This window comes from Methylobacterium marchantiae (assembly GCF_042679825.1).
GTDB lineage: Bacteria > Pseudomonadota > Alphaproteobacteria > Rhizobiales > Beijerinckiaceae > Methylobacterium > Methylobacterium marchantiae.
On the sequence record NZ_JBHTND010000056.1, the window covers coordinates 1 to 8,788 of the forward strand.

Consider the following 8,788-nt stretch of genomic DNA (forward strand, 5'->3'; position numbering starts at 1 on the left):
GGTGGCGGTCCGTTCGTCGGCGTCTGCGCCGCGCGCCCGCGCCGCGTCGATCGCCACCTCGAGGGCCCGTCGCCCGATCGCCGCCGGCTCCGCGGAGACGCTCGCCAGCGCATCCCGCCGGACCGCCAGCGCCGTCTCGCTCTCCTCGATCTGGTCGAGCGCGGAGAGGTCCTGCGCGTGTGCGGTCGCGAGCTCGCGGAGACGGCCGGAGACGCCCCGAGCGGGCGGAGCCGCGGCCACCCCGCCGGCGTCCTCCCGCAGTCTCGCCAGGTTCGTCTCGCCAGCCCTGAGCTCGCCCGAGAGCCTCGCCAGATCGCGCCTTCCCTTCTCGACCGCTCCCGCCGAAGCGGCCAGCTGATCAATTTCGTCCTCGCGCTCGAGCGCCGCGTCGTCGCCCGACAGCGCCGCGATCCGGGCTCCCGTCTCTTGGACGAGCTGCTCGGCAGCGCTCTGGTCCCGCGTCGCGGCCTCCGCCTCGGTCATCGCGGTCTCCGCGGCCTGCGCGCGGGCAGCCGCGATGTCCGGGACGCCCTCCAGCGTGGCGAGCGACGCCAGGAGGTCCGCGCGGGTCCTCATGGCGGGGGCGATGCGGCGCAGGCGTCCGGCGCGCCTGGTCTCGGCTAGGAGGTCGTCGCGACGCCTCTCGACGTCCTCAAGCGCCGTCTGCGCGTCGGCGGCGGCGGACCGCGCGTCGAGCCATGTCCGGGGCTTGAGCGTCTGGTCGCGCGCGGCGCGCTGGCTCTCCGCCAGCTCCCGCTGCGCCTGCGTGAAGCTGCGCCTGGCGGCCGCCCGCGGTCCCCATATCCCGTCGGCCTCCGCCTCGAGCGCGGCGAGTTCGTCCGCGACGCCGGTCAACCCCGAGCCGGCCGCGAACAGCGCGCGCCCGACGTCGTCGCGCGCCTCGACCATCGCCTTGCCGCCGTCGCGTAGCCGCTGCTGATCGAGGCTGAACGAGAGCGCGAACGTGTCGCGCGTCTGGCCGCGCAGCATCGCGAGCAGCTCCCCCTCCTCAATCGGCCGCTCCTGCGCGTCGATCAGGGTGCCCGCGTTGCCTCGCTTCCGGCGGCAGGCAAGCCTGCGGCCGTCCTCCTCGAGCACCGCCCCGACGCGCAGCAGCGCGTTGTCGAACATGAAGTTGTATCGCGCGCGGGTCGGGAACCCGAATAGCAGGTCCGACACCGCCGCGAGGGAGGTGGACTTCCCGGCCTCGTTGGCGCCGTAGATCACATGAAGGTCCGGCGGCCCGGCGCGGAACGTCAGTTCGCATCCCTCGAAGCGTCCGTAGCGTTCGAGCGCGAGGCTGGCGAAGCGCATCTCAGCGCTCCCGGCTGAGGCGCGCGCGGAGCGCAGCGGAGGCGCTGGCGAGCAGCTCCGGCCACCGCGCCTCGTAGGCCATGGCGCGCAGGTCGCCGGCCTCGGGCGGGTCAAGCGATCCACGGGCGGCCTGAAGAAACTGGTCGAGGTCCTCCGCGACGAGGGCGGCAAGGGCCTGGTCGCCCTGCGCGCCGCCGATCAGCGCCGACAGCTCGCCGCCGATAAACGCGGTCGCTGCCGGCTGCGACACGGACACCTTTAGCTTCTCGACGTGGAGGTCGGGCGACACGGCGGCCGCGAGCGCCCTGGCGTCGTCACGCAGCCGGGCCGCGGCGTCGAGGAAGCCGCCGGTGTCCGGCGTCTCGCCGACGAGGGTCAGGCGGGCGATCACGGGGAGACGCGACTCGTTCGCGGCCCAGGCGGCCTCGAGCGCCGGGCGCAGCAGGTCCGCCGCGTCGGAGGCCGCGGCGCCGGTGCAGTCCACGTCGACCGCGGCCCACCGCAGGACGTCCAGCTCGATCCGCTCGACCGCGACGACCGCCCCGTCCTCCACCGTCACGGACACCGCCCCCTTGGCTCCGGTCTCGCGTATCGTGCGGCCCTGGATGTTTCCGGGGAACACGACGTAGGGGTCGGTGCACACGACCTCGAACTCGTGGACGTGTCCCAGGGCCCAGTAGTCGTATCGCTTGGCCCTCAGGTCCTCGACGCTGCAGGGTGCGTAGGAGGCGTGTCCCTGCCGCCCCGCTAGCGCGGTGTGCAACATCCCGATGTTGAAGCTGCCCGGCACCGCCTCGGGATAGGCGAGGACGAGGTTTTCCGTGACGGCGGCGGTGGCGAAGCTCCGCCCGTGTATCGCTACCACCAGGTTGGGGAGGGTTTGCGTCTCGGCGCTCCGCGCGCCGAAGCGCGTGACGTTGCGGGGCCACGGGACGCTCCGCGAGACGATGGAGTCGGCGTCGTGGTTGCCGGCGAGCAGAAGGACGGGAATGCCCGCCTGGTCGAGACGGCCCATCGCGCGCGCGAAGTGGAGACCAGTGCCCATGTCGCGCCAGTCGCCGTCGAACAGGTCGCCGGCGATCAGTACGAAGTCGAACCGCTCGTCGATCGCATGGCGCACGAGGTTGTCCAGCGCGGCGCGGGTCGCGCCCCTGACCTCTTCAAAGGGTAGCCCGTCGTAGCGCGAGAGCCCGTGCAGCGGGCTGTCGAGGTGGATGTCGGCGGCGTGCAGGAAGCGGAAGCTCACCATGCGTCCGTGTTCCCTTCGACGTTGGCGATATCCGGTGGGCGGCCTGGCGCGATGGCGGCTGGGCGCGCCGCCGACCTCCGCCCTCGCGTTCGCCGCAGGCCGCCCACGGTCACTGGTACTTTCGGCCGCGGTTGTCGAACGCGGGTTTCGTCCCCTCGAGCACGTTCACCACGGCCCTGTTTAGCTCAACGTCTTCGATCGCGCCGGAGAGGTAGCTGATGCTGCAGAGCGCCTTGCGGTCGAACTCGGCGAAGACGATCTGCTCGGCGTCGCACACCACCGCGAGGTTGGGGTTATGCGTCACCATGATGATCTGCCTGGTCTCCCTCGCTGCGTTGAGCACCGGCACGAGGAGGCTGACGATCGTCTCGTTGTCGAGGTTCTCCTCCGGCTGGTCGAGGATGATCGGGTTCCGCTTCCTGTCGACGAGGAGGTAGAAGATCAGCAGCAGCGCGCCCCGCTGGCCCGGCGAAAGCTGCTCGATCTGGGTGTCCTGGAACAGCAGCGTGTATTTCGGCTCGAGGTATTCGAAGGCGTAGAGGAGATCGTACGCCTCGGCTGGCGACCTGTCCTTCCTCATCAGGCCGTTGATGTCCGCTTGGTCGGGGGTCCGCAGGCGGCCGGATTCGTGCAGGAGGGCGTCTACGTCGTCGGCGAAGGCAAGCGCGCCCTCCCTGTCGTTCAGGTCGCGCGCCTCGAGGCGCGACTTGATCGCCGCGCGGCTCTCGTCCTCCCCGCGGAGCTCGCCGATGCTTTGCTTGATCAGCGAGAACAGCTTCTCCGAGACCACGTCGTGGTAGGCCGCCAAGTTGGACTCGAACTGCAGGCGATACTCCTCGCCGACGAGGGCGTTCTCCCGCACGAGCGCCTGCACGGGTTCGAACAGCCGCGATCGCTGGTCCCGTTGGAGGGCGAGGACGTCGAGGATCTCGCCGGCGAGTCTGCCTCGTTCCGTCCTCCGCTCGACCAGGGCGGCGGGAAGCGAGTCCAGCTGCTGTAGCCGCGCCTGCAGACCCTTTCTGCTGTCAGGGACGTCTGCCGTGCCCTCGATCGCGTCCGCGGAGCCCTGCCACGCCCTCATCCTGCCGAGGAAGTCCTGATGCGCGCGCTGCGGGCCGTTCAGCGCCTCGGTCGCCGCCGTCAGGCGTTCGGCGTGGCCCTGCCTCGTCGCGGCGATCTCGGCGGTGCGGGCGGCCAGCGTAGCCGCGTTCGCGATTGCCGTGTCGTCCTCGGCGGCGAGCTGGTCGTCCCTTATCTCGAACAGCAGGACGTCCGCCTCGGTGAGGCCCAGCCGTCGGAGGTCGTCGCCTATCTCCGACATGGCCGAGCCGACCTGCGACCTGAGGAGGGCGAGGCGCTCGCGGATGTTCCTCACCGCCTTGCGCCGCGCGGCGGCGGCAACGGCGTTCTCCGTGATCGTCCTCGCCTCCGCGTCCAGCCGCTCGTTCTCCGTCGCGATCTCCGCCAGGGTCGCCGCCGCGGCCTCTTGGGCGGGCGACTGCGTCTCGGCTGGCGCCGGGACCGGTTCCGGCTTGGCGAGGTCGAGCTCAGCGAGCTGGGCGGACTTCAGGTGGATCTGCTCCTCGACGTTGCGCCTGGTGGCCGGGTGCAACTGATCCTCGATGGACGCGATCGCGCGGTTGACCGACGCCAGGTTCTTGCGCGTCTCGTCGAGGCGCACGCGCAGCATCGCCTCCTGCGCCGCGATGAGCTGGTCGAAGTCCAGCGCCCCGAGACGGTCCTCGGAGGGGATGTGGGAGAAGATGACAGAGCGTAGTTCGCGCTCGAAGTTCACCGAGCGTCCCGTGACGTGCTCGTTACACAGCGCCTCGAAGCGGCCCTGCGGGACGTAGCGCACGAGCTCGACGCGGTCCGCCGCCGGGTTGTCGGCCAGGTTCCCCCTGCTCGGCTCCCCCGCGAGCCAGCGCAGCTCGCCCTCGAACTGCCGGGCCGGCTCGCCGGCCTTCCCTCGGAAGCGGTCGGCCTTCAGGAACGAGAAGTGCGCGTGCTGCTGCGAGTTGCCGACGAGCGCGAGGACGTCGGCCAGCGCGCTCTTGCCGCTCCCCTTGTTGCCGATGATCGCCACCAGGTCGGGGTTGAGCGGGACCGTGCAGCCGTCGAACCAGCTCTCGGCGAGCGTGCTGGAGCCCACCTTGGCGAGCCTAACCTGGTCGATGTAGAAGGTCTTGTTGGCAGACACGCGTTCGAGCTTGGGCGGCACGGCGCCGATGAAGCATCGCTTCGCGGGCTCCCTGATCGCCTGCTGGAGCCCCCTCCAGGTCGGGTCGGCCTTGATCCAGGTCGTCCGCTGCGACGGGAAGTCGCCGTAGCCCCGCGAATTGTTGTTGCCCGCGATGCCGCGGAACCTGTGCGCGTCGCTCCCGGAAACGGGTAGCCGCGGGGTCCTCCCGACTGTCTCCTGGAATGCGTCGAAGAACGACTCGTTCTGCGGGATGCGGCGGCCGACGAAGGCGTTCCAGAGCCCCTCGTTGCGCGTCTCGAAGATGGGGGAGCTTTCGAACAGCCCGATGGCGTAGGCGTAGTGCTCGAGGTGCTTCACGGTCGCCAGCCCGTCGTGGGTGTCGAACGGCATGAAGCCGCAGGCCAGCCCGTCGGGGACGCAGCGCACCGCCGCCTTGTAGCTGTCGACGGTGATCTCCGCCGTCATGTGTCCGGCCCTCAGCGCGAGCGCGTCGTCGGCCGCGACCTCGGCCTTGTCGAAGCCGTGAACCTTCAGCTTGTCGGCGTTGAGGTTGCGCGCGTAGGTGATGAGCGCGTGCTCGGAGACCGGCTGGTTGGTGATCTCTAGTTTCAGGGTGGACAGAAAGTCCTTGAGCAGCTGGTCCTCGATCTCGTTCGAGAAGACCACGTGCGCGTTCAGGCGGGCCGGCATCGGCGCCGCGATCCGCAGCTCAATCCCGGGGAACACCGTCTTTCCGAGCGTGGGCGCGCCGGCGTCCGCGAGCCGCCGCTTTAGGGCGAACCACCCGTCGAAGTGCCAGTAGTCCTGGATGGCGTAGACGGCTGGTACTGCGTCGTTGAGCGCCGCGACCATCTCATCAACCAGCTCGAGATCCCGAGGCCCGCGGCCGCCTCCGGTGAACCGCTCACCCTGCCAATGATACGATGCTGGCGTGTGAATATGAAGATCCCACTGCCGCCATTCCGATCCACGAGGATACAGCCTGGTCACGGATTCCGCCCCTCATGCAGTTTGTTTCGCTTTACCGGTCGTTACCGGTTATGCTGTTTGAGTCGCCCGACATCTTGGCTGGATAGGTGGTTTCGTAAAGGGTGCTGATCAGCACCTCGTTGAAAGACCAATGCCGTCCTGGCGCAACGGCATAGTCGGCACCGGACACGATCTGTTGTGCGCTCGTCAATGACACTACCTCTCCGCGGAGCCGTACCTTTTTAGGCTCGATTACCTCAACCGTTTCACCCGTCGCGATGTGGACGAGTGATGACCCGATCGGCACGCCCATCTCAGTGAAATTGAGTGGCGGGCGCCGCATTTTTCAAACTCTCGTACTGCAACGACTGCGTGCTGGTAATCGCGGGCGGGCAGGAGGGCAACTCCTGCTGGGGCGACATCCTGGCCAACGCCGCCAAGACGAAGGGCGTTCTCTGGTCGATCATCGACGGCCTGAGCCGCGACATTGGGGGCAGCGAAGGCATCGGCTACCCGGTCTACGGCCGCGGCGTCACCATGATCAGCGCCCGCAACCGCGTGATCCAGATTGGCTCCGCCGAGCCGGTCGAGATGGCGGGCGTGAGGGTGCGCGAGGACAACTACGTCATCGCTGACCGCTGCGGCACGGTGTTCGTGCCGGCCGAGCGCATCGAGGAGGTACTGGATCTCGCCGAGCGCATCGCGCGCCGCCAGGACGGCATCATCGAGGCCGTCCGGGGCCGGCCTCCGTCGAGGAGGTCATGCACGACAAGCAGTTCGAGGCGATCAACGTCAAGGCGACGTAGCGATCACGGGATCACCAATGTCCGGAATGTGGCGATCAGCCCACGGCAGCTGTCGGCGCAAACCCGAAGTTCGCGAGTTCCCTTCATCAGCGTACCGAGCCATGCACCAAAAGGCGGAGTTTGAAGCGCCAGAAGCTACATGCGCCAGCCTGCCACACCAAGAATCAGCGCCGCCCTGTAAATTTTAGGAGGGCCAACGTGAATCCCCTCTGTCGGCTTTTCCGATCCGAAGAGGACACCCGCAATGCCTTCCACATTCGCCCACGCCGCGGCTTCCCGCTGGGCCAAATCCGCTCGCTGCTGTCCGTCCATCATCGGTTTGGCGGCCATCGGGGCTCTGCTTACATCAACCGCTTACGCAGATCTGAGACTGGAAGGCCGCTTCCAGGGACGTGGCGATGGCCGCCTCGAACTCCGGGTGCTTGCCCTGAACACCGATGGGGATAGCGGCGCGTATCTGGTGATCGCGGATACGGCGATCCCGAACCAATGCACGGGCGAAGTTCGTGGCACCGCCAGGAAGCTAGATACGAGCACCCTTCGCTTGCGGGCGAAGACGGACGATCCCAACGAATTCTGCGAGATCACGGTTCGCTACAGCGGTGATCGCAGCCGCGTGCAGGTGACCTCGGAAAACTGCGACCACTTCCACGGACCGTCCTGCGACTTCGGGGGCACCCTCAAGAGGCGCTGAACGGGTGGCGGCGGGGCCAAGCCCCCATCCCACCAGGGGGCCAAGTAGTCCGGCAGCACGCCTCCCACTCCACCACAGGAATTGGACCTCCCATGAAGCGTATGATGATCGCGCTCGCCCTTGCCATACTGTCAGGCGAGGCAGCGCAAGCCCACCCACCTGTCGACGAAGTGAACGCGGGGCATTGCCTCGAACTCAAGGTCAATGGGCAAGCCATCCCCTGCAACAATGACCTCCGGCTCGTTGATGACGGCAAGGGCGAGGTCACGTTCATCACCGGCTACGGTGACGGCAAGACCGGCGCAAAGATGGTCGTTGCCTTCACGACGGCTCAGACGCCCGACATGGAGAACGCCTACGGCTACGCCCTACGCGTGAACTCACTGACCCTGATGTCCGTCGGCGCACCGGACACGCAGAAGCATTGGCCCGCGTCGGGGCTGTGTTTCATGGTCAAGCCGAACCCGGTGCGGGCGGGCACGACGAAGATCAAACAGGACATCGTCGTGATGTGCTCGGCGAGCCTGCCCGACACGGCCGCGCATGTACGGCGGATCGATTGGAAGTTCATCCTCTGAGGGGCCGCGACGCATGACGAACACCCTCGACCGGTTCACCGATGGGCTAACACCGTCGGCTACGGCTTCCCCGCCACCGAGCGTCGGCATCTTCTGGGGCCTGCGCGAGGGCGATGGCCCCTGGGAACTGGTTCATGCCGGGCTCCCGCTGTCGGAGGCGGAGCCCTATGGTGACTGTCTGACCTTTCCCGGCGCGCACTATGACGTTTGGGAGGGCTGGCGTCGCCTACGTCCCGCCGGCCTCCGCAAACGGGGCCTGCCGACGATGATTGCGTCCTACGAGTATGAACACTTCCCCCGTGGCCGCATCGTCTACGAGACAATTCCGAAACGCTTCGTTGTCTATGCCGATCGTCGCCTACAGCGGCCCGGGATCATTGAGCGCTTACGACGGACATTCGGTCTCGTAGATCCTGATGTGATCGTACGCAGCGACTCACATTACCGAACAGCATCTTAGCAGTTGCTTATGGCAACATACCCACGGGACCCAACACGTCCGTTGCGGGCAACCAACCGCACCCCCTCTACCGGAAGCGGACGTTCCGCAGCCGACCCAACATAGTCATACATCCTGCTGCGAGCGTTGCCTGAAAGCGGACAGAGACCCCAGCTCTGCTCATATGCCGCCGCCCGTACTCTGGCCCAGGAACGCGGCTTCATCCTGCATCTGCGCACCAGGGGCGAGGAGATCCAGGCCAAACGCCATCGGGGCGCCAAGGCGCGGAGGTGGGTCGTCGAGCGCGCCCATGCCTGGCTCAACCGCTTCCGCGGCATCCTCATCCGATGGCCCAAGAAGCCCAAGAACTACCGAGCCCTGATCCACTTCGCGTGTGGCATCATCGCCGCTCAGGAACCCTAACGGGATAGGCTCTAGGTGTCGTTTCCAAGGAGGTTGTCCTTGGTCAGTCTGCTGATGGGTGGGTGTCCGCCGAGGGCTGAGTGGGGTCTGCGGCTGTTGTAGTCGCAGAGCCA

7 protein-coding genes and 1 pseudogene are annotated in these 8,788 nt (G+C 67.6%); 5 read left to right on the forward strand and 3 right to left on the reverse strand.

The annotated features are described in order from the left end of the window. The 3 genes from ACFQ4G_RS21500 to ACFQ4G_RS21510 all read right to left on the reverse strand — a co-directional run. On the reverse strand, positions 1-1,314 hold a 1,314-nt coding region (locus ACFQ4G_RS21500), incomplete at its 3' end, for an AAA family ATPase (protein WP_379041067.1). A gap of 1 nt (position 1,315) precedes the next feature. Further along, entirely contained in the window at positions 1,316-2,563 is a 1,248-nt protein-coding gene (locus ACFQ4G_RS21505; RefSeq protein WP_238209071.1) for a metallophosphoesterase family protein, read from the reverse strand. 109 nt (positions 2,564-2,672) lie between these two features. Further along, positions 2,673-5,756 carry a TrlF family AAA-like ATPase gene (locus ACFQ4G_RS21510; RefSeq protein ID WP_379041069.1) on the reverse strand — a complete coding sequence of 1,028 codons (3,084 nt, stop codon included), beginning with the start codon at positions 5,754-5,756 and terminating at the stop codon, positions 2,673-2,675. 306 nt (positions 5,757-6,062) lie between these two features. On the opposite strand from ACFQ4G_RS21510, the gene ACFQ4G_RS21515 reads away from it, so the two are divergent. The 5 genes and pseudogenes from ACFQ4G_RS21515 to ACFQ4G_RS21535 all read left to right on the forward strand — a co-directional run. Continuing rightward, positions 6,063-6,665, forward strand: a complete 603-nt coding sequence (locus ACFQ4G_RS21515) for an RraA family protein (protein ID WP_238209073.1) — start codon at positions 6,063-6,065, stop codon at positions 6,663-6,665. Positions 6,666-6,785: 120 nt separating this feature from the next. Next, positions 6,786-7,235, forward strand: a complete 450-nt coding sequence (locus tag ACFQ4G_RS21520; protein WP_238209074.1) for a hypothetical protein — start codon at positions 6,786-6,788, stop codon at positions 7,233-7,235. 104 nt (positions 7,236-7,339) lie between these two features. Further along, positions 7,340-7,813: a hypothetical protein gene (locus ACFQ4G_RS21525; protein ID WP_379041072.1), complete on the forward strand. Its 474-nt coding sequence runs from the start codon at positions 7,340-7,342 to the stop codon at positions 7,811-7,813. A gap of 13 nt (positions 7,814-7,826) precedes the next feature. Next, positions 7,827-8,273: a hypothetical protein gene (locus tag ACFQ4G_RS21530; protein ID WP_238209076.1), complete on the forward strand. Its 447-nt coding sequence runs from the start codon at positions 7,827-7,829 to the stop codon at positions 8,271-8,273. Between the two features lie 186 nt (positions 8,274-8,459). Further along, a pseudogene (locus ACFQ4G_RS21535) lies at positions 8,460-8,675 on the forward strand (transposase); the annotation flags it as partial. Positions 8,676-8,788 lie beyond the last annotated feature (113 nt).

Excerpts from the sequence above, each read along its gene's own strand:
- ACFQ4G_RS21505 (WP_238209071.1), bottom strand. The coding sequence starts at position 2,563 with ATGGTGAGCTTCCGCTTCCTGCACGCCGCCGACATCCACCTCGACAGC.
- ACFQ4G_RS21520 (WP_238209074.1), top strand. The coding sequence starts at position 6,786 with ATGCCTTCCACATTCGCCCACGCCGCGGCTTCCCGCTGGGCCAAATCC.
- ACFQ4G_RS21525 (WP_379041072.1), top strand. The coding sequence starts at position 7,340 with ATGATCGCGCTCGCCCTTGCCATACTGTCAGGCGAGGCAGCGCAAGCC.
- ACFQ4G_RS21530 (WP_238209076.1), top strand. The coding sequence starts at position 7,827 with ATGACGAACACCCTCGACCGGTTCACCGATGGGCTAACACCGTCGGCT.